Source organism: Bacillus sp. PK6-16, from assembly GCF_056530295.1.
In genome coordinates this window covers 2,859,970-2,881,292 of record NZ_CP096511.1, presented here as the reverse complement: position 1 = coordinate 2,881,292, position 21,323 = coordinate 2,859,970, and the positions used below count along the sequence as shown (strand labels likewise).

Below are 21,323 nucleotides of genomic sequence, written 5' to 3'. Positions count from 1 at the left end.
TCTTTTTATTATTATATGTTTGTTCTTTCCTGTTACAGAATCCTTAAGCTATTAAGGATTCCTTTTCTTGTATCTAAAATCCAAAAATAAAAAGATAAGATTCGGAAATACGATCTTATCTTTAGCACAAGGAGTAAACAAAAGGATAACCATCATATTGTTAGTATAATTTGTTTTTTTGTTAATTTTGAATATTAGAGCTGTAATTAACAAGTATATTTATATTGAGAAATTTATTACAAAATTAGTTACAAATGATTCAAAACTCCAATGTAAACTTTTATTTTATTGAAGCTTATTCCACAAACATACCCGTTTGTTCATTTTTTACTGTTTGAAAGCCATACTCTTTATATTGATTCATTTATTGGAAAAACCGAAAGTTTTAAACTCTCTCTATTACATATTTATTTTTGGAAAAATAGCCTAACTCCAAATACTAATAATACTGTGCCAGTAATACCCTCTATTGTACGGTTCACCTTTTCTTTTCTTAAAAAAGTTCTTAATTGACGTATTAGAGAGATATAAAATAAATACCATATTGCTGTCAAAGTCGTAAATGTGAATCCCAACAAAAGAAATTGGAAGAAATGACTTTGATTACTCACAATAAATTGGGGTAGAAAACTAAGGAAAAATACAGCCGTTTTTGGGTTTAAGATTGCCGTGGTAAATCCTTGTCTAAAACTTTTAACCGTTCCAATATCCTTAGAGTTTACTTCCACTGAACCTGACATATCTTCTTTTTTAGAAAAGGCACTTTTAATTGACTTTACAGCTAAATAAATTAAATAAAATGCCCCAGCATATTTTATTAATGTAAATAGCATAGCAAATTTCATTAAGATAGCAGAGAGTCCTAGTGTAGCCATTATTGTATGAATCATCATTCCAGATACCGTTCCTAAGACGGTCTTTCTCCCACCATTTCTACCATGAGAGATAGTGTTTTTTGTAACTAAAGCAAAACCGGGACCAGGCATCATTATAATAAGGAGTGCTGTTAGGATAAATAGCAAATAATTTTCCATTTTCTGGTATTTCCCTTCTGATTTTTAGTTTCGCTTATAGTATAGCTTTTTTCCTTAAAACATTAAATATAAAAAGTGTGATCAGGATAGTATCATAAACTTTCAAGGTGTTGTAATTGATTTATAGAGGGCTTCACTTAAATAATGTTCTTCTGTAAATGAGCGTTTTAATGAAATGCCATTTATACAAATAATCAGATTTTTTATGGAATGATAACGCAATTAAATAAATTAAGAGCGTTTTTTAATTACTTTTTCTCGGAACAATCTTAATTTTCTTTTGTTTATTGAGGGTATTAGTATCAACTTGACCAAATATTATCCAAAAACTACATTGATAAAACAGACAGCAAAGCTATGCATACATTTTCTTTAGACAATTAGCTAAATATCATTTAAGCTGTAATTTTATGAAAATATAATAGCTGATTTCAAATATAATTGTAAAAAAATGTAAGTATATGACCTGTTTTTACACGTATCTCGGTTATACCCCATATTGATATAAAGGCGTTATCCTTTCCTATGATTTCTCAGAAAGAATACTGCCTTTTTCTTTTTAGGGGGTATTTTGTCTAGTTAGCTTGATAGCGATGTGGTTCTACCCCTTATAAATGTTACAAAAATCTTTCAAATAGCTCTAACTTGCACAATGCTTCCCGTTAATATAATACGCTGATTCTGTGAAAACCGTAAATACAACCTCTACTTCTGGAAGTCCCAAATCCATTATATATGTAGTAATGGCCTTGGCAAATCGATCACGAATTTCCTGTCCACGCTCGAACCATTTCACTTCAATAAGAGGAAACGCTTCTATTTCTTCTCCATTGAATATAAACGTAGAACTTGGTAGTTCCAACGTAAAATTATCCGTACCACACTCACAAATTTCTGCGAGCTCTTCTACTAATGGCTTACTTAAGTGTTTTAATTGTTCAGTAGTAATTCCACGAAACACAACATGCGGCATGTGAATCCCTCCGTTAGATAGCTTTATATTTGCTCACATCATAGCACAATTTATTTTGCTACACTAGAATCTATTGATACATTTCAATGACATTCTTAAGAATGATCATATGTTATTGAAGCAATACAAGTATTGTAACTATTTAAAACATATGAGTGCTCGGTAATTGGGTAAATAAAAAATGCCTTATCATTCTCCCTGTAAGGAGGCATGAGGGGGCCTCTATTAGAAAAGGGATGGTGCGCTTATATATTTTAAAAAGAAAAGACACCCTAAAGTGCCTTCCTCCGACTTGATAACCACTTTAATTTTAATAACATTGGATTCCCATCCGAATATTATTTTACCACGTTAAGTAATGTTAGTCATTGAGAAAGTCAAATACGTAGTGTTCATATATAGTGACCCCTAGGATCAAACAAGATTTAATACAGTTTTTTTGTTAATCCAAAAACAAACGATAAACCTAAAACCGCGCTAGAATAGAAATGTATGAAAAAATGCATAGGTCCATAGAACGAAAAAAGGAGGTTTCCTTGAGAGAGTAGGGTTCCTCTTTTTCCTTGCTACTTATAATGAGACGTTATATCAACCTAACATGTATAGGATATACACTGTTCCTTATTCAACTAAATGGCAGGTTAGTTGAATTGTATTTTGGTCAATATGGGAATTTTCGGATGCCCTCTAGAATATAAAAAATATAGATTGTATTATAGGGGGTATATAATGAAACAAAACATTTATGATAATCCGTTTTTCTTTAAAAAGTATAAGTCATTACGTGAAGCTGGATTTACCTTTAATGATTTTGTTGAACAGCCAGCAATTAAATCTATAATTGCTAATCTTACAGATAAGTCTGTATTAGATTTGGGATGTGGAACTGGTCACTTTTCTATGTACTGTGTAGAAAATGGTGCCTCGAAAGTTATGGGAGTGGACATCTCAAGAAATATGATTGAACAAGCTGAAATGTATAACAAAAATGAAAAAATAGATTATATGTGTGTACCAATAGAAGAACTTAATTTGCCAAATCAAAAATTCGACTTAATAACAAGTTCTTTAGTTATACATTACATAGAAGATTACTCACATCTAATTAAGAAAATAAGTGGTCTGTTAAAAAATGATGGTGAATTTATCTTTTCAACAGAACATCCAATAGTAACAGCTCGAAAGGAAATGAATAATTGGTTTAAGGATAATAATGGAAATAGATTACATTGGGCATTAGATAATTACCAAGAAGAAGGAAAAAGGGAGGAACATTGGTGGATAGATGGTGTTGTTAAATATCATAGAACAATTTCAACATTAATTAATACTCTAATAGACAACGATCTTGTAATAGAGAAAATTATTGAGCCAGAGTCAACTCCAACAGGATTAGAAAAAATGCCAGAATTAATAAATGAAAAACGGAGACCATCTTCTATTATCATTAAATCAAGAAAATATTAAGGTTGAACCCCCGTTGATTAACTACTGGCTTTATTTTTAAAAAAAGAGTAAAAATTTTTTCTAATTTTAAAAATAAGATTGTGAAGAAATACACTTAAACTAACGGGTGCTTTAAGTGAGCAAGAAATTAAAAACTTTTAACTTCAGCTTTCGAAAATTATGTAAATAAGTTGTCCATATGGACAGCTTATTGTGTTTTTAGCTTAGCGTGGGTTTTTTTCGAAATGCTGGCGGTACCCCATCGTCATCAAGCTAAAATTTTATAGTACCCTCAGAACAAGATTTTTTTCTAATTTGTAACTGAAAAAGATAACAGGATAATATACTAATCATTTAATGGGAAGGGGATGTGATTGAGGTGAATAATGCATATAATGAAAAGACGCATACATCGATTAAACAATTATTAAAAAAGTTTTCACCAAAAGCTCCTGGCTTTGCATATATTGCTAGTTTTGATAGCGGAGTAACTTATAAAGGTGCGGTTGCCTTAGCTACTATAGAGGGAAATATACCTATAACTACTAAAAATATTTTTAATATTGCCTCGGTTTCTAAACAATTTACTGCGTTTTCTATATTACTCTTAGAACAAGAGGGAAAATTGAGTTTAGATGATTCAATTGTAAGGTTCGTTCCTTCTATAGGAGCATATGCTGAACCTGTAACATTGAGACACCTAATTCATCACACTGGTGGACTAGTTGATTATATGGAATTGGCTGTATCAGCAAATATTAAATTTACAGATACATTAACTGTGGAAGAATCGTTAGAGCACCTTAAAAATCATCAAATTGCAAGGTTCCCAGCTGGCACAAAATTTGAGTATAGCAATACAGGATATTTTTTATTATCACAAGTGGTAGAGAAGGTAAGTGGCAAGTCTCTACGTCAATTTACAAAGGAGCGTATTTTTGATCCTTTACATATGAGAGACACAACAATTGTAGATTGCTACCCAACAACTATACCAATTATTAGTGGGTATTCGAAGAATGAGCAAGGAAAATATAAAATCTATGAAAGCCCTTGGGAACATACAGGTGATGGGGCAGTTCATACAAATGTTGAAGATCTTGTAAGATGGGGAGAAAATTTAACTACAGGCACTGTTGGTGGAAAAGAACTTGTTAAAAGAATGAGCGAAATAGGTCCGAAAATTTCTCCAACTGGGGAGACGATTATTGACAATGAAGATTATGCTTTTGGGCTAAGGCTTGCAGAAGGTTTTAACTGTCGATACTTGGAACATTCAGGTAGCTGGGCAGGTTATCGTTCACACTTCATGCGGTTTCCAAAAGAATATTTGACTGTTGTAGTACTAAGTAACTATGATGGATTTGACTCTAAAAAATGTGCTAATGAAATAGCAGAAATTGTTTTAGAAAAGTAAAAAATAGGGCGTAGAAGACAGTATCTAGATTTGGTTAACCTCACGTTGTTTTAGGTGTAATTGATTTTGAGAACGGAAGGCAAGCATATATTTATGCCTGCCTTTTTTCGTATTAAAACGAAGATAAATATTAATATTTATACAGTTAAAAAAATAATTAGAAATTTTTTAAATATAGATTAATTAATGAGGTCGAATTTTAAAATTTTTAAATTGAAATATAAAAATTATATATTATGATTATCAAACTCAATTTTATTAAAAATTGAAATGTTAATTAATATTCCTATTGCTATTAAATTGACCATTAAAGAACTTCCACCAAAACTTACAAATGGAAATGGGGTACCTGTAAGAGGAAATAGTCCTGTAATACCACCTAAATTTACAACAGATTGCATACCAATCATACATCCTATACCAATTGCTATAAAACTGCCAAATGGATCTACACATAATTGTGCAATTTTTAAGGAGCGAAGTACTATAGTCAAAACTCCAGCCAATATAATAAATACACCAATAAATCCTAGTTCTTCAGAAACTATTGCCATTATAAAATCTGTATGTGGTTCCGGAAGATAACCTGTTTTTTGTATGCTATTTCCAAATCCACGACCAGTGATTCCTCCAGAGCCAATGGAAATAAAAGAATTTACAAGCTGGTATCCATTTCCTTGCGCATCAAGAAAGGGATTGAAAATCGTAGTAATACGTGTCTTTTGAACTTCTGACAAACTATTTTGAATCAAGAAATATAAAATAGGTAACCACAAAATAGAACTGATGATAATTCTTTTGATTAGTAGATTTATATTTATTCCTGAGCAAAGAAATATGCTAAAACCTATACCTAATATTAAAAGTGCAGATCCTAAATTTGGTTGTTTAAAGATAAGAAAAAAAATTGTAGCTAAAAAGAATAAAAGTTTTCCGATACCTCTCCAGTTATTTTTAGCTTGTTTTTGTCTTAATGCAAAAAAGCGGGCTGTTACAAGTATTGTTCCTAATTTAAGAAATTCAGCTGGCTGTATTCCAAAGATCCATGATTGGGCATTATTTACCACTTTTCCTTTCCATAAAACCATAATCAATAAAAAAATCCCTCCAACCATAATACAGATTGAGACTATTCGTTTTTTCCATATTTCATATGGGAGTAAAGCACAAACTATTAACCCAATTGTTCCTAAAAGTAGCTTTGTTAATTGAGAATCAACAAAATGTCTACTGTTATAACCGTAATGTTGGACAGCGACAATGGAGCTTGCACTATACATCATGATAATACCTAAAGTACATGTTATGAATAGAGGAAGGAGCAATAGATAATCGAGTTTTAATATTTTTTTCATTTTAATATCCTCCTGATTTAAAACAAAACATAATATTACATTTGCTTATGAATAGAATCTTGTTCTCGTCAATTACTAAATATGACTTTTGTTTAGGAAGATTCTATCGCTTACTCCCTGTTTTTTTACGCAAAAATCCCCCTAGTATGTAACTAGAGGGATTCAAAATGGCATGACTAAATAAGGCTTTTTTCCCCCTAGTAGAGCTTTGGCACTATACAACGTAAAGTAATGAAAATTCATTACTTAGCTATCTTAAGAAGAGCCTTAATCCGACAATTCCTGTTCTACCCATTGGCGTCTTTCGACATTTTTGGGCAATAGCCTGTGTTTGCATAGGAGCCTCACCTAACAGGTTAAGCAATATAAATTTTATGTGTTTGTTTCGTGTAGCAAGCATAAATATATTTTTTTTGCTTGTCAAGCAACCATATTGCTAATTTTATCTGTTTTATTGCTTTATAGTCCTTTGAGAAATGATTTGAAAAAATGTATGTAATCATTCCGTATAAGTACATATTTTTGACTTGTAGTGTATCGTTTGATTAAGTAGTTTAACCATATAAATTTGATAAACAGTAAAGAAGATTTTAATCATAAAAGAAGATTTTTTTATGAATGTTCTTTTGATATACAGAATGACTAATTATTCATCTTTTGTTATAAAATTGGAATTTGATTAAAAACAATAAATTTCATATGTTTTATTACGTTTCTTTGAATTAAATCTATTTGAATTCTATGTTTTTTAAGGAGAATTTTAAATTTAAAATAAAATATAATTTCATTTTCTATAAAAGATTTTTTTATGAATGGAATTGAAAGTCAGTTGACAAATATTAAATTCTGGTTTAAATTTTGAAGTAATTCAATAAACTTTGTTAGGTGAGGCTCCTGTATAGAGAAACGCTGCTGCCCAAAAATGTCGAGAGACGCCAATGGGTCAACAGGAACGGTCGGATTAAGGCCCTTTTTAATGTAGCTGGTTATAAAAACCTATGCTATACAGTGCTAAAACTCAACGAGGGAGTGGTATACGATTTGATAGAAAGGCACCTCTGTGATTTTGGTAGGGCGGTCTTAATAATCATTTATTTGTATTGTGAAAAAACCTTTACTCCTTTTTGAGTAAAGGTTTTTCTGTTTAATTTTATTTATTTTTATCTGGTCTATATTCAAAAAGGAGGTAATTCTAACTAATGAATTTATTGCAATGTAACTATTATTGCTCTAATAAAAAATTTAAGGCAGATAAAATAAAACAAAACCACTCATGAAACTCTAGAGTCTCCCTTAGCAATATGAGGAGGAGTTAACATGAAGAAATTATTAAAGGAATTACTTGTAACCAAAAATAACTTGGATGCAGAGAAAGTTTTACGTCATCCATCGTATGATATTGCACAAGAAGTAAAACAGTTTTCAATTGAAAATCAAGTCATATTGCTAAATACGATTCCTGTATTAAAAAGCTCTAAAATTCTTCAATATATGGGTGCAGAAGAAAAATATAATATCTTAATTCACTTATCTGAAAACAAAGCTAAAAAGTTACTAAATTTACAACCGATTGATGAATTAGTAGATTTACTGCTAGCGGTTCATCCGGAAAAACAGGCTAAATTAATGGCGTATCTAGATAAAATCACAAAACATAACGTGAAAAAATTGATGACCTTCAAACTTGAAACGGCAGGAAGTCTTGTAACAAGTGATTTTGTTGCAGTTAGAGGAAATTGGTCAGTAAAAATGACATTGAAGTACATTAGGGAACATTCTAAAAATGTAGAATCAATATCTTATAGTTATGTTCTTGATAGTCATGGTTATCTTGAGGGAATCGTTTCCATACATGAGTTATTACTAGCAGCAGATGAAGAGATATTATCTACTATCATGATTCAAGAGGTAATTTCAGTACACGCTGAAGTTGACCAGCAAGAAGTTGTAAAAAAGCTACTGAATTATAATTTAGCAGCAATACCTGTCACAACAGCAAATAATAAAATGATTGGTATTATAACATTTGATGACGTAATGAATGTTATGGAAGCAGAAGCTACAGAAGATATTCAAAAGTTAGGCGGAAGTGAACCATTGAATCAATCTTACTTTGAAGCTAGCATTTGGAGTATTTTCTTAAAACGTCTACCATGGTTATTACTTCTTTTTGTTGCTGAGGCATATACAGGTACAGTATTAAAGTATTTTGAAGATGAAATTGAAACTGTAGTTGCCCTTGCTTTCTTTGTTCCGTTATTAGTAGGTACTGGTGGGAATACAGGAACACAGGTTGTAGCAACAATTACTCGTGCAATCGGTATTGGAGAGGTCAAATTTAAAGATATTTTCCGTGTAATGAAAAAGGAATTTGCAATAGGGATGCTTCTCGGACTTGCACTTGGAATAGCTGGCCTCACTCGTGCTTATATGTTAGGAGTTGGAACAGAAGTTGCACAAGTTGTAGCAATTACTTTATTATTTATTGTTATTTGGGCCTCTCTTGTAGCAGCTGTTTTACCTTTAATTCTAAGAAAATTAAAATTAGATCCTGCAGTTGTTTCAGGTCCATTTATTACAACATTTGTTGATGGAACAGGATTAGTAATTTATTTCATGGTTGCAAAAACGTTATTAAATTTATAAATATACACTAAAAAAACGAAAATCGGAATAAGTATTTTGCCTGAATTGCTAAAGTATATTGGGGAATTCAGACATGAGGAAATCAAACACTTTTGTATTTAGATAAATAATATTTTAATGGATTTATTGAATGTAATGAATGCTGGAGGATAAAACTATGAAACATCTCAGAAAAATCTTCAAACGAATTTTGCTTCTATTGTCTATTTTCATGCTTATTGGTATAGGCATATTATTTGGTACTAGCTATGGCCGAGAGCTTCGCATAACAATGGCTGGGAGTATACTAACTTCTCAGCATCCGCAATATGCGAAATATACATTCCTATCCCAAAAGGAACTAGATAAATTGCAAGATAGAATTAATCATCCGAAATGGTCAAATAGTGATGAGCATATTTATAAAAAAATAGCAGGAAAAAGATTAGAAGAATTTAAAAATCAGCCATTAGAAATTGATGTAGAAACGATTAAAAGTCACAAAGATAGTCGCTTTCTTTTTGAAGGAAATTTAGTTACTATTAGCAATCCCTTCAATGTTAAACTTGTTAGCCATCAAGGAACACAGGGCGCTAACAGAGGAGAAAAAATTAGCGTAATGGCAAAGCGTAATCATGCACTTGTTGCTGTGAATGCAAGTGGATTTGCAGATGAAACAGGAAGGGGTGGAGGAAATGTTGCTACTGGAATTGTAATAGAAAATGGGAAAGTTATTGATACGAATATGGATAGAAATACCCCTACAATTATTACAGGCTTAACAAAGTTTGGACAAATGATAACAGGAAATTATTCTACACAACAACTTTTGGATAAACAAGTCGTTTCAGCAGCAGGATTTATGCCACAGTTAATTGTAAATGGAGAAAAAATGATTACAGAAGGAGACGGTGGTTGGGGTTCTGCTCCGCGAAGTATTATGGCCCAAAAAGAAGATGGTACAATTATGTTTCTAGTCATTGACGGTAGACAGACGCATAGTATAGGGGCTACGTTAAAAGAGTGTCAAGATATTCTATATGAAAAAGGTGCTATAAATGCAATGGCTATGGATGGTGGTTCTTCTGCTACTCTATATTTAGGAGGAAAGGTTATAAATTCACCTTCTACATTATCACATGAAGATCGTTATTTACCTAATGCTTGGGTGGTAACAGCAAACCAAAAACAAAAAATAAAGATGACAATTGATGGGAGAAAAATAGATACCAAAACATCAGATGAATTTGATGCGAACATTTCAACGAATTTATGAATTATTAAAAATAGAACAAATACATGATTTTTATCTCGTTAGTTGGAAAATTGAAATTATTTTTTGAAATTAGAAATTATTATTTCATATTCATGATTTGCACAATATCAAATGAGAGTGATGAGGATTCCAAATTTACGGAATTCTTATCACTCTTTTTTAGTTTTTTGTAAATATGGAACAATATCCTTACTTTCACTGTCTATTAAGCGTTAAAACATTTTTTATTAAATAAATTACGAAAGGAATCATCATTTTTAACTAAGGGAGAAGATTGAATTGAAAAAATTATGGATGCTGCTTTTCGTTTGTTTCGCAGTTTTGTTGGTAGGATGTAATAAAAACGAACCACCAAAACAAGCATTTGAAGAATATATCAATTTATGGAATGATAGAAAATTTGCAAATATGTATGATCATTTATCAGACCATGCCAAAAAATCGATTTCTAAAAAAGAATTCACAGAAAAATATCAAAAAATCTATGAGGGGATTGGAGCTAATAATTTAAAAGTTAAAATGAAAGGAGAGAATACGAAAGATAAAGAGCTTTTTCTTTTTGAAGTTAAGATGGATACGGATGTAGGACCAGTTTCATTCATCCATGAAGCAAAACTTGTGAAAGATAAAGAGTCTTGGGAAATAGATTGGACACCAGACTTCATCTTCCCAGGTATGAAAAAAGATTACAAAGTACGTATGCAAATAGAGCAAGGAAAACGCGGAGAAATATATGATCGAAATGGAAAAGGGCTTGCAACGAATGGTAAAGCGACTGAGGTTGGAATTATTCCAGAGAAACTAGGCGAAACAGCAGCGCAAACGAAAGAAATAGTAGCACAATTACTTGATATGTCTATAGAAGAGGTCGAACAAAAGCTCACAGCGAAATGGATAAAACCAGACTCCTTTGTACCAATTGGCATTTTAAAAGAGGGAACCAGACAGAATGATTATATTGAATTAGAAGGAGTTTCATCTCACCCAGTAAATATTCGTACGTATCCATTAGGTGAAGCAGCGGCACACTTAACTGGATATATAGGAAAGGTGAATGCGGAGGAGTTAAAATCACTTCAAAAACAAGGTTATCAAGCAGATGATTTAGTAGGTAAGACTGGTTTAGAGAAAGTGTTAGAAAATAAATTGCGTGGTGAAAAGGGTGGACGTGTATTTATAGAAGATGAGAATGGGAAAGAGATTAAAAACGTAGCAAAAAAAGAAGCAAAAGAAGGAGAAAATGTTACGTTAACAATTGATGCTGCAATTCAAGAAAAAATCTTTAATGAGATGAAAACTGAAGCAGGGTCTAGTGCAGCGGTCAATCCTAAAACAGGTGAAACAATCGCACTTGTAAGTAGCCCTGCTTATAATCCAAATATAATAGTTAGAGGAGCATCGAAAGCCCAACGAGAAGCATGGAGTAACGACTCGAAACTACCAATGACGAATCGCTTTACACAAGCATTTGTACCAGGTTCCGTATTTAAAACGATCACAGGTGCAATTGGTTTGGAAACAAACACAATAAATCCGAAGGAAGAATTTAAAATTCAAGGATTGAAGTGGACAAAAGATTCATCTTGGGGAAATTACTATGTAACGCGTGTAAAGGATGCAAGTCCAATTGATTTTGATAAGGCAATGAAGTACTCTGATAATATTTATTTTGCTCAACAAGCTTTGAAAATGGGAAAAGATCAGTATGTAAAGGAATTTAAAAAGTACGGATTTTATGAAAAATTACCAATCGAATACGAATTTCCTATTTCAATCATTGCAAAAGATGGGATAAAAAACGATATTCAACTAGCAGACACGGGCTATGGACAAGGACAAGTATTAATGACGCCACTTCATTTAGCATTAACATATGCACCGATTGTGAATGAAGGGAATATTCCGTCGCCACATCTTTTAAAAGAAGCAAAAGTAGCAGGGAATTGGAAAGAAAATGTGGTTTCTAAAAAGAATCAAGAAATATTAAAGAGTGCATTAATCAAAGTCATTAATGACCCTGATGGTGCAGGGAGAATTGCAAAGGTTGATGGTGTAACGCTTGCTGGTAAAACTGGTACAGCAGAACTGAAAGAGTCGAAAGAAGCAGACGGAAAAGAACTGGGATGGTTCGCAGCTTTCGATGCAAATGCGCCAGACATGATTGTTACAATGATGATTGAAGATGTAAAAGGAAGAGGGGGAAGTAACGTTCCAGGTGAAAAAGTAAAACATGTATTTCAGAAATAATACTTAATTATAAGGTGAATTTTTTGACTACATTTATTACATGTTTGCTTAACTCAAAGATATAAATTGGTGAAAATATAGAGCAATGAAATTTCAAAAAAGCATTCTTTCTAATCGAGAATGCTTTTTTGCTGCGACTCTAGAAAGTTAATACCTTATCTTAATTTTCATTTCTGAAAAGTTGGCATTGCTAATGGTAAATAGAAGAGTATAGCAAGTTGAAATGGACAAGTGGAGTGTTACGTTAAATTCAAAAAACAGATTTTCATGAGTAGAATTTTATCATTGTATGCTTTACTTGTTTTTTAGTAGTATTATTCTGCTTGAAAAAAGATAAACAATGGAACAAATGAAACTTGTATCTTGTCTATATATTGAAACCATAATAAAAGTGAGGGCAGTTTTTATGTTTATTCAAATAAGTTTGAGGTGTGGAAATGGAACAGACGTTTATTGAAAAGTGTAATCATGATGAGCTGGACTATGTTATAAAAGACTATTGGCAAGATGTATGGAATTATTCATTTATTATTACGAAAGATCCACACTTATCAGATGATATCACGCAAGATGTATTTATAAAGGTGTTTAAAAATTGGAATTCATTTCGAAAGGAGTCATCTATTAAAACGTGGATTTTAAAAATCACAAGAAATACGGCAATAAACTATTTGAAATCCTCCTATTTTAAAAGGATATCTTTAATAGGATTTTTTAGTGACGATAAGCAATCCCTGTCAGCAGAACAAGAATTTTTTAACCAAGAAGAGATGAATGAGGTGTGGAAGGTTGTATTAAAACTACCTAAAAAGCACCGTGAAATAATTATATTGGACGCAAAATATGAATTATCATATGAAGAAATGGCTGAAACATTAGGAGTATCCATTGGAACTGTAAAATCGAGATTAAGTAGAGCGAGAAGTAAGGTTTCAAAATTAATAGGGGAGGGTAGTAGTGATGAACAATAAGCAAAATCCTGACTGGTATAGAAAAATAAAAAAAGGCCCAATGGAGAATCGTAAAGATGAAGAAGAATTTATTTCTAAAATAAAGCAGTCTATATACGAAAATAATGAAGTGGATTTTGTAAAACATAAAAGACCATTTCGTAAAAAAGCATTACCTATTGTAGTTGTTTTAGTTTGTACAATGTTATTTTTTATTGTTCAACAACCTTGGCTTGATGATAATAAATCACCAGTACAAAGTAGTACTCAAATTAAGCCTAAAACAAAAGATGAGTCTGCTCAAGATCCATCATTAAAACAATTTATGAATGAACTATATCAAAGTACGAACTCAAAAAATGAAAATGACCTGTACAAAGCGTTAAATGATGAAGTTCTATTTAAAGGGAAGAGTTATAAGAAGGATGAACTGAAGTTTGATGAAGATATTTTTCATGAGTTGCAAGTCGCCCTTACAATGGGGGGAGAGTTTGGAAATGATACAAAGCAAGTATATAAAGTACCAAGTGGATTGACGGAAAGTAACCAACCAAAGCAAGCACATTTTATATATGCAACTGTTACTGGAAATAAAACAAAAATTTTAGCAGAACCAAAGCGAGAATCACAAGTTTTATATGAAGTATCTAATGAAATGGTAAAAGCTTGGATTCCAGAAAAAGTGCAGAATGATGGATATATAAAAATATCGACAATTAACGGTAATACTGGATATGTACAGAAAGAGTACATTTTAACTGATATTAAATATTCATTTATGTTCGAAAAGAATAATGAAGGTATATGGAAAATAATAAATATAGATTCTATATGGTAAAAGAGGAAGGTTCACTTTAATGAACCTTCCTCTTTGTTTTTATTCTCTTTTTGAAGAGTATTCCAGTACTCTAAAATTTCTGATGTAACGAGAGCGGCAATGTTTTTTTCGGAATTACTGCCAGGAATAACGACAGAAACGGCAATTTGTGGATCTTCAGTAGGAGCATATGCAATGAAAAGAGAATGATTTATCATTCTTTCTTGCTCATTTGGAAAACCTGTAATACCTGTTTTACCTGCGACGTCAAAGGGCAACTTTTTAATTTCCTCTATATTTTGACTCATTCCACCTTGCACGACACTCCAAAAGTTCATCGGGTAACGATTTGAACTTTCTAAAATGGTTTTAAACTTTTTGGTTTCCTTACCATCTTGACCAATAATCGCACTTACGATTTGAGGTTTATATTTATCACCTTTACTTGCCAATGTTGCTGCATATTGAGCGAGTTGAAGAGGAGTATGCACTTCATTTCCGCCCCACGAGGCATTTAATAAAGCGGAGATTCCATTTTCAAACTTATTAGAAGGATGGAATTCATACTGACCGTCTTCTTCAAAGGGTAAATCAATCCCGGTTTTAGAACGTAGGCCGAATTGCATTAAATAATCTGTCCATATATGTGCCACTTTTTCTACATTTCCATTATTTTGGTTAAATAATGGTAGAGCTACTTTTGCTGTCATAAATGTGTTAGATGAATTAATGATAGCCTGCCTCGGTGTAATCTCACCTGTTGGTGTTCCAGGTGCATTCGTAATGTTATTTTGATTATCATACTGAAAAGTACCTTTATCTAAATAAGTATCTTCGGGTTGAAAAAGTTTTTCGTTTAATCCAATTAAAATAGTAAGTGGTTTTATAGTAGAAGCCATATTTACATAAGATTCACCATACTTTAATTTTTGAATCACTTTATTTTGCGAAAGAGATTTAATATTTTCTTTTCTAGAAGATACATGTGTATTTAATATATTTGGATCAAAAACTGTCGAGTTGACCATAGTTAAAATCGCGCCAGTTTTTGCATCGCTCACTACAGCATAACCAGCTTTAGCATCAGGTGTTTTCTTAATTTGCGATCTTAATGCTTCTTCTGCCTTTTGCTGCAACTCAGAGTCTAAAGCTAGCCGTACATCTTTTCCTTTTTGTACTTTTTGAATGTTCCATAAGAACTTTTTATTATTCAATTTAAAAATAAGAGTTTTACCTGGTTTTCCTTTTAAATCATTTTCATATTGCAGCTCAATCCCGCTTTTTCCAACAGCCATATGCTTTGAATTAAGGTCATTTTCTACATACCCAATTACTTGTGAACCAATTTCGTGTTTAGGATAATACCGAATCCATTCATCTTTAATTATTACATTATTGGGTTTGTTTTTGTTTATGAATGCAAGTTCATTCTCAGTTATATCAGAGTATAACGGTATATCATTCATAGTCTGCTTTTTACAAGATTGTTGTAATTGAGATTTTATGTTCTCTGTAGAAATATCATGTTGAAACTCGCTTGAAAATTGATTAAAAAAAGCTAATGTGCTTGATGTATCTTGTTTCGATAGCTTTTCATCATTAGAAGTGCAATATAGAGACTTAGCTTTCTTATTTGTAGCTAGTATTGCACCATTTCGATCAAAAATCTTTCCTCTTTCAGCTGAAGAAGTTGCGATAGTAATTGAAATGAAGTTGATTTTTAATAAAATTAGTAAAATCAAACCTACAATAGAAAGAACCGCAAATAATCTCCATCTTTTTGTATGTAACATATAACCCTCCCTTATGTAGCTTACTTCATCTTATATTTAATTATTTTTTTTGTAAATGTGGAACAACTGTATTGTTTAGGTTGTCTATTAAGTATTACAGCATGAAGAAAGGAATAATTAGCATGAAAAATTACTAGCACGTCTATATGTAAGTTTAATAAGAGTCATTATACAGTTTAGCGCTTCTAATGCAAGCAGCAAAAAAATAGAGAGAAAACAGGAAGGGAGAGTTATTAATTCCGTAGCTAAACGAAAAGGAATGGATGCTTACAAGGATTAAGCTAAAAATTGAGGCGATATTTATAACCGATTATCGGTATCTAATATAGAAGGAATGTTTTTAGTATTTATAGCAATTCCTGAAAGGATTAAATGGAGGATTTATGAAAGAACAAAAAGGCAAGAAGCAGAAGACATATATATCTATTCGATTAAATATAATGTTCCTTTGTATATTTGTACTATTCTCAGCTATTATTATGCAGCTAGGAAAAGTACAAATCGTTGAGGGAGAGGCTTATAAGAACCAAGTGGAAAGTAGTCAAAATGCACTAACTAGTATTCCAGTTCCGCGTGGACAAATTTTAGATCGAGAAGGGAAAACAGTCGTTAATAATAAATCTCTTCGCACAATTACGTATACAAGGGGAAAGGGGATTACGAATGAAGATATTTTAAAAACAGCAAATGACTTGGCGAAAGTACTTGAAATGCCTGAACAAGATATAAATAAATTAACAGATATCGATAAAAAAGATTTTTGGATGCAGTTGAATTCGAAACGTGCGGAGACAAAGATTACTAAGAAAGATATAGAAAAGTTTAAAGAAAAGGGTATAGAGGGGAAAGAGTTAGATAAAAAAATAGAAGACTTAAGACGAGGTCGCGTTACAGAGGTAGAATTAGCAGAATTAACAGCACAAGATTTAAAGGTGTTAGCTATTAAAAGTAAAATGAGTTCAGGTTATCAACTAACACCACAAATTATAAAAAAAGATGTAACAGATGAAGAGTATGCGCGGATAAGCGAAAATCTTGGAGATTTTCCAGGAGTAGATGCCACTGTTGATTGGGAACGTAATTATGTAAATGGTAATTTATTTCGTTCTATATTAGGAAATATTACGAGTAGTGAAGAAGGATTACCGAAAGAAAATTTAGATTCTTATTTAGTACGTGGATATAACCGTAATGATCGTGTTGGAAAAAGTTATATTGAACAACGATATGAAGATGTATTACACGGCACAAAAGAAGAAGTGAAAAATATTACTGATAAATCAGGAAACATTGTTAGCACAGAAATAATCTCTAAAGGAAAAAGTGGTAATAGTTTAACATTAACGATTGATATGGAATTACAAAAGAAAGTGGAAGAAAGTATAGAGAAAAACTTGAGAGCTTTTAAGAGTTCAGAGCCACTGCTCGATCGAGCTTTTGTTGTCATGACGAATCCAAATAACGGACAAATTTTATCTATGGCAGGCAAAAAGATTGTAGAAAAAGAAGGGAAAATAGAGGTTGAGGATTTGGCGTTAGGTAACATGACAACTTCGTATGAGCTAGGGTCAGCTGTAAAAGGTGCTACTTTATTAACTGGATATGAGACAGGGGCAATACATCCAGGAGATCAATTTTATGACGCGCCGATGAAATTTAAAGGTACACAAGCTAAAAAATCGTGGAATGTATCCGGATTTGGTAATATTAATGATTTACGAGCTTTACAAGTATCTTCGAATGTATACATGTTCCAGACAGCTTTAAAAATTGCGGGAGTTAATTACGTACCAAATGGCTCATTGGATATTAAACAAGGAGCATTTGATACGATGCGCTATTATTTCAAGCAATTTGGTTTAGGTGTCCCAACAGGTATTGATTTACCGAATGAAATAATTGGACAAACGAGAAAAGTAGATAGTCAACCTGGTTTTTTACTAGATTTTTCTATCGGTCAGTATGATACGTATACGCCGTTGCAATTAGCACAATATATTTCAACGATTGCGAATGGTGGTTATAGAATGCAACCTCAAATTGTACAAGAAATACGAGAACAATCAATAAAAGAAGAGGTTGGCAAAGTTATACGGTCCATAGAGCCTGTCGTATTAAATCGAATTGATATGAAGAAAGAACATATTGATCGGATAAAAGAAGGGTTTAGATGGGTATTCCAAGAAGGTGATGGAACTGGCGTGAAGTATTTCAAAAACGCGCCATATAAACCAGCAGGAAAGACAGGGACAGCCCAAACTGTATATGGTGGAGATGACCCGATTGGCAGAAATGCAAAAGGAGAACGTATGGAATGTTACAACTTAACGTTAATTGGATATGCTCCATATGATAATCCAGAAGTAGCATTTTCTGTAGTAGTTCCATGGCTTCATGATGATAAAAATGGAATTAATTCTATAATTGGAAAGGAAGTTTTAGATGTATACTTTGATTTGAAACAGCAACGTATACATGGTGAATCTACTAGTACAGGTAGTTCTAAGCAAAATTAAGATACTTTTCTCAGGGAAGAGAACCTGTTTGTATAAAGCCATTTATAAGAAAAAATGAAATGTGAAATAAGAGATAGCGGCGATCATAGCTACTATCTCTTATTTTGTTAATAACTCTCATACTAGCTATAAAATTTTTTTCAGTTTATGGAACAAATTTGGTTCGGTGATTGTCTATTATGTGTACGTATAAAAAGGTACTAAAAATTTGGAAGGAATGATGATTTTGAAAAATAAGAGGATGCTAAAAATAGGAATATGCGTTGGTATATTAGGTTTAAGTATTACAAGCCTAGAAGCTTTTACAGGAGGGGCACTGCAAGTTGAAGCGAAAGAAAAGACTGGACAAGTGAAACATAAAAATCAGGCGACGCATAAAGAGTTCTCTCAAATTGAGAAAAAATTTGATGCTCGATTAGGTGTATATGCGATTGATACTGGTACAAATCAAACAATCTCTTATCGATCTAACGAAAGATTTGCCTTCGCATCAACCTACAAGGCTTTAGCAGCAGGAGTATTACTACAGCAAAACTCAATTGATTCATTAAATGAAGTAATCACCTATACGAAAGAAGACTTAGTGGATTATTCACCTGTTACAGAGAAACATGTAGATACTGGAATGAAACTAGGAGAAATTGCTGAGGCAGCTGTTCGTTCAAGTGATAATACTGCAGGGAACATTTTATTTAATAAAATAGGAGGACCTAAAGGATATGAAAAAGCGCTTAGGCATATGGGGGATCGGATTACTATGTCTGATCGCTTTGAAACAGAATTAAACGAAGCTATTCCAGGAGACATTCGTGACACTAGTACAGCGAAAGCTATTGCTACGAATCTTAAAGCTTTTACGGTCGGAAATGCACTTCCTGCTGAAAAACGTAAAATTCTTACAGAGTGGATGAAAGGAAATGCTACAGGAGACAAACTTATTCGTGCAGGCGTACCAACTGACTGGGTAGTTGGAGATAAATCAGGTGCTGGCAGTTACGGGACAAGAAATGATATTGCTATCGTTTGGCCTCCAAATAGAGCACCAATTATCATCGCAATTTTATCTAGTAAAGATGAGAAAGAGGCAACTTATGATAATCAACTCATTGCAGAGGCAACTAAAGTTATAGTTAAGGCTCTTAGGTAATAGTATTTTAGTTTTCGCATTTTTAACATGAAAGTATTAAAAGTATAAAGTTAGAAAACGACTCTTTTCGTGTGATAAGAGTCGTTTTTGTATTCTTATTATTAAAAAGGTAAAAGTAAAAATATAACGAATATATATGACATATCTCATATGAAATTTCATGTACTGTATTATTTTATTAATTTAAATAAATTTCAAGAAAGTATAATATAATTCAGTTAGCATATAGAAGTGTTTGATGAGAATGTAAAGGAGAAAATATGAAAAAGAAGATTAATAGAATTGTAATGATTATTTGTATATTAGTAGGTTTTACAATCTTTTTATATTTACAGAACAATTTAATAAGTATAACTGAGGTTAAAATAACCTCTAGTAAAATACCATCCTCTTTTAAAGGGTATAAAATTCTACAAATTTCAGACTTACACAATAAAAAATTTGGCGATAATCAAGATGTGTTAATTCAAAAAATGAAAAGTATAGACCCAGATATTATTGCGATTACGGGTGATTTAATTGACAGTAAATCATACGATGCAGAAGTTAGTATGCAATTAATACGAGAAATTGTAAAGAAATATCCTGTATATTTTGTGACAGGAAACCATGAACAATGGTCTGGAAAGTATAACAATTTAGAAAAAGAGTTGAAGAAATATGATGTCAATGTTTTAAGGAATGAACATGTAGGCATTCGAAAGGGTGAGCAAGAAATAAACTTGCTAGGTATTGATGATCCAGAGTTTGTTACTGGAAACCGTGATGAAGGAAATATTATAATAGATGAAATTAAAAAAGCGAAAATTGAAATGCAGCCAGATAAATATAATGTATTATTATCCCATAGGCCTGAATTTATAAAGGAATATACGAATGAGCGGTTGGATTTGGTTTTATCGGGACATGCTCATGGAGGGCAAGTTAGATTGCCATTTATCGGAGGATTAGTTGCGCCAAATCAAGGTGTTTTACCTAAATATACAGCGGGTTTATATGTAGAACAAAATACATCAATGGTAGTGAGTAGAGGATTAGGAAATAGTATCATTCCGCAAAGGATTTTGAATAGGCCAGAAATTGTAGTCGTGCAGCTAAATTAAGCTGTACGATTTTTTTATACAAAAATGAGTAAAGGGGCTTTCTGTATTTTGTAGGAGTAAACATTACAATTTTGTTAAAAATTTTCTACGTTACATAAAGTAACAAAATTTGACCCTCAGTGTTTGTTATAGTGTAAATAATCAAAAAACTTAAAATTTGTCGAGTGAAAATTGTGATAAGTAATTCATATAAAAAACTTAAAGGGGTGTACACATGCATAAAGAATATGAAATTGAAGAATACACGGCGATTGAGGAACAAATCCATTATTATTGTAAATGTTTATTAGTAAGTCATCCTGATCAAATAATAAAGTATTTAGAAAAAAGGTTAGAAAAATATGCAGAAACATTACAATATGCACATTTATATCCTGACACAGTTATTTTACCGTTACAGCAATTAGTTATCGAATATTCTTTAGACGTTGCTAGAATTCGGAAGTATATGAATTTAAAAACGTAAAGTGAAATTTATAGTTTAAATGAAACAGAGTCGACTTTAGGAAATGAAATTCTAATGTCGACTCTGTTTCATTGTTTAATATCGGTGATTGAACATACATACTAATCAACGAAGTTTGACATATAATTAAGCAAGAGTAAAATAAAAGTGAGTACTCA

Annotated in this window: 15 protein-coding genes and 2 riboswitches; of the genes, 11 read left to right on the top strand and 4 right to left on the bottom strand. The window is 32.0% G+C overall.

Annotation, left to right across the window (positions count from 1 at the left end):
- Positions 1-407 precede the first annotated feature (407 nt).
- Together M1D66_RS14805 and M1D66_RS14800 are read right to left on the bottom strand one after the other, a co-directional pair.
- The gene (locus M1D66_RS14805; protein WP_242554561.1) at positions 408-1,034 is read right to left on the bottom strand and encodes a LysE family translocator; all 627 of its coding nucleotides are present in this window, start codon (positions 1,032-1,034) and stop codon (positions 408-410) included.
- A 640-nt stretch (positions 1,035-1,674) separates the two neighbouring features.
- Positions 1,675-2,007: a DUF1904 family protein gene (locus tag M1D66_RS14800; RefSeq protein ID WP_001120963.1), complete on the bottom strand. Its 333-nt coding sequence runs from the start codon at positions 2,005-2,007 to the stop codon at positions 1,675-1,677.
- 729 nt (positions 2,008-2,736) lie between these two features.
- On the opposite strand from M1D66_RS14800, the gene M1D66_RS14795 reads away from it, so the two are divergent.
- Together M1D66_RS14795 and M1D66_RS14790 are read left to right on the top strand one after the other, a co-directional pair.
- Entirely contained in the window at positions 2,737-3,474 is a 738-nt protein-coding gene (locus M1D66_RS14795; RefSeq protein ID WP_074553486.1) for a class I SAM-dependent methyltransferase, read from the top strand.
- Positions 3,475-3,832: 358 nt separating this feature from the next.
- On the top strand, positions 3,833-4,870 hold the full coding sequence (locus M1D66_RS14790) for a serine hydrolase domain-containing protein (protein WP_074553484.1): 1,038 nt from the start codon (positions 3,833-3,835) through the stop codon (positions 4,868-4,870).
- Positions 4,871-5,097: 227 nt separating this feature from the next.
- Here M1D66_RS14790 and M1D66_RS14785 read toward each other — a convergent pair whose 3' ends face one another.
- Positions 5,098-6,225 (bottom strand): FtsW/RodA/SpoVE family cell cycle protein, encoded by a 1,128-nt coding sequence (locus tag M1D66_RS14785; RefSeq protein ID WP_242554560.1) that lies wholly within the window; start codon positions 6,223-6,225, stop codon positions 5,098-5,100.
- 186 nt (positions 6,226-6,411) lie between these two features.
- A riboswitch (M-box (ykoK) riboswitch) is annotated at positions 6,412-6,588 on the bottom strand.
- Between the two features lie 507 nt (positions 6,589-7,095).
- Positions 7,096-7,261: riboswitch (M-box (ykoK) riboswitch) on the top strand.
- Between the two features lie 281 nt (positions 7,262-7,542).
- Here M1D66_RS14785 and mgtE point away from each other — a divergent pair.
- The 5 genes from mgtE to M1D66_RS14760 all read left to right on the top strand — a co-directional run bounded on the left by mgtE (position 7,543) and on the right by M1D66_RS14760 (position 14,161).
- Positions 7,543-8,871 carry a magnesium transporter gene (mgtE, locus tag M1D66_RS14780; protein ID WP_242554559.1) on the top strand — a complete coding sequence of 443 codons (1,329 nt, stop codon included), beginning with the start codon at positions 7,543-7,545 and terminating at the stop codon, positions 8,869-8,871.
- A 157-nt stretch (positions 8,872-9,028) separates the two neighbouring features.
- Positions 9,029-10,126: a phosphodiester glycosidase family protein gene (locus tag M1D66_RS14775; protein WP_089171040.1), complete on the top strand. Its 1,098-nt coding sequence runs from the start codon at positions 9,029-9,031 to the stop codon at positions 10,124-10,126.
- A 279-nt stretch (positions 10,127-10,405) separates the two neighbouring features.
- The gene (locus tag M1D66_RS14770; RefSeq protein WP_242554558.1) at positions 10,406-12,373 is read left to right on the top strand and encodes a penicillin-binding transpeptidase domain-containing protein; all 1,968 of its coding nucleotides are present in this window, start codon (positions 10,406-10,408) and stop codon (positions 12,371-12,373) included.
- A gap of 437 nt (positions 12,374-12,810) precedes the next feature.
- The gene (locus M1D66_RS14765) at positions 12,811-13,344 is read left to right on the top strand and encodes an RNA polymerase sigma factor (protein WP_000438330.1); all 534 of its coding nucleotides are present in this window, start codon (positions 12,811-12,813) and stop codon (positions 13,342-13,344) included.
- Complete coding sequence (locus M1D66_RS14760; RefSeq protein WP_001060762.1) at positions 13,334-14,161, top strand: SH3 domain-containing protein; 828 nt, start codon at positions 13,334-13,336, stop codon at positions 14,159-14,161. The genes M1D66_RS14765 and M1D66_RS14760 overlap by 11 nt, the downstream gene beginning before the upstream one ends.
- 11 nt (positions 14,162-14,172) lie before the next feature.
- Here M1D66_RS14760 and M1D66_RS14755 read toward each other — a convergent pair whose 3' ends face one another.
- Positions 14,173-15,933 carry a peptidoglycan D,D-transpeptidase FtsI family protein gene (locus tag M1D66_RS14755; RefSeq protein ID WP_242554557.1) on the bottom strand — a complete coding sequence of 587 codons (1,761 nt, stop codon included), beginning with the start codon at positions 15,931-15,933 and terminating at the stop codon, positions 14,173-14,175.
- Between the two features lie 383 nt (positions 15,934-16,316).
- Between M1D66_RS14755 and M1D66_RS14750 the strand changes: the two genes are divergently transcribed.
- The 4 genes from M1D66_RS14750 (at position 16,317) to M1D66_RS14735 (ending at position 21,165) form a co-directional block, all read left to right on the top strand.
- Positions 16,317-18,449, top strand: coding sequence for a peptidoglycan D,D-transpeptidase FtsI family protein (locus M1D66_RS14750; RefSeq protein ID WP_242554556.1), 2,133 nt, complete (start codon positions 16,317-16,319; stop codon positions 18,447-18,449).
- A gap of 220 nt (positions 18,450-18,669) precedes the next feature.
- Positions 18,670-19,596, top strand: coding sequence for a class A beta-lactamase Bla1 (gene bla, locus M1D66_RS14745; RefSeq protein ID WP_140159375.1), 927 nt, complete (start codon positions 18,670-18,672; stop codon positions 19,594-19,596).
- A 260-nt stretch (positions 19,597-19,856) separates the two neighbouring features.
- Positions 19,857-20,699, top strand: coding sequence for a metallophosphoesterase (locus M1D66_RS14740; protein WP_212125791.1), 843 nt, complete (start codon positions 19,857-19,859; stop codon positions 20,697-20,699).
- Between the two features lie 214 nt (positions 20,700-20,913).
- Entirely contained in the window at positions 20,914-21,165 is a 252-nt protein-coding gene (locus M1D66_RS14735) for a hypothetical protein (RefSeq protein WP_000548621.1), read from the top strand.
- Positions 21,166-21,323 lie beyond the last annotated feature (158 nt).